At 69.5% G+C, this 1,137-nt stretch carries 1 pseudogene; it reads right to left on the bottom strand.

The features are described 5' to 3' along the window. Positions 1-1,137: pseudogene (locus M8J73_RS43235) on the bottom strand (alpha-1,4-glucan--maltose-1-phosphate maltosyltransferase); the annotation flags it as partial.

The following is a 1,137-nucleotide window of genomic DNA, read 5'->3' as shown; positions in this document are numbered from 1 at the left end:
GATGGTGCGTCCTTCGCGTTCGGCTGCTTCCCAGTCGCGGGGGCGGAGTTGGTACTTCTCGGAGTCGAGGTACTCCTCGCTGCCGGGTTTGAGGGGGGTGTTCTCGCACAGTTCGTAGCCGGCGTAGACGCCCCAGGTGGGGGAGAGGGTCGCGGCGAGGACGGCGCGGAGTTCGAAGGCGGGGCGGCCGCCGTGCTGGAGGAAGGCGTGCAGGATGTCGGGGGTATTGACGAAGAAGTTGGGGCGCATGTAGCTCGCGGCGTCGCCGGCGAGTTCGGTGGCGTACTCGGTCAGCTCCTGCTTGGTGGTGCGCCAGGTGAAGTAGGTGTAGGACTGCTGGAAGCCGGTCGCGGCCAGGGTGTGCATCATCGCGGGGCGGGTGAAGGCCTCGGCGAGGAAGATGACGTCGGGGTCGGTGCGGTTGATGTCCGCGATGACCTGTTCCCAGAACACCACCGGTTTGGTGTGGGGGTTGTCGACGCGGAAGATCCGCACGCCGTGGTCCATCCAGTGCCGCAGGATCCGGCACGTCTCCGCGATCAGGCCGGGCATGTCGGCGTCGAAGGCGATGGGGTAGATGTCCTGGTACTTCTTCGGCGGGTTCTCCGCGTAGGCGACCGTCCCGTCGGGGCGGTGGTGGAACCACTCCGGATGCTTGTCCACCCAGGGATGGTCGGGAGAGCACTGCAGGGCGAAGTCGAGGGCCACCTCCATGCCGAGGGCGCGGGTCTCGGCGACGAAGTGGTCGAAGTCGTCGAGGGTGCCCAGGTCGGGGTGGACGGCGTCGTGGCCGCCCTCGGGGGAGCCGATCGCCCAGGGCACGCCGACGTCGTCGGGGGTGGGCGAGAGGGTGTTGTTGCGGCCCTTGCGGTGGGTGGTGCCGATGGGGTGGATCGGGGGGAGGTAGACGACGTCGAAGCCCATCGCGGCGATCGCGGGCAGGCGGCGGGCGGCGGTGCGGAAGGTGCCGTGGGGCTGTTCGGCGGTGCCCTCGGAGCGGGGGAAGAACTCGTACCAGGAGCCGAACAGGGCCCGTTCACGCTCGACCAGCAGGGGCAGCGGGTCGGAGGAGGTGACCAGCTCCCGCAGCGGATGGCGGGCCAGCACCTCGTCCACCTCCGGCGCCAACGCCGCAGC

This window comes from Streptomyces neyagawaensis (genome assembly GCF_023516595.1).
Taxonomy (GTDB): Bacteria; Actinomycetota; Actinomycetes; order Streptomycetales; family Streptomycetaceae; genus Streptomyces; species Streptomyces neyagawaensis.
This window is presented reverse-complemented; position numbering and strand designations above follow the sequence as displayed.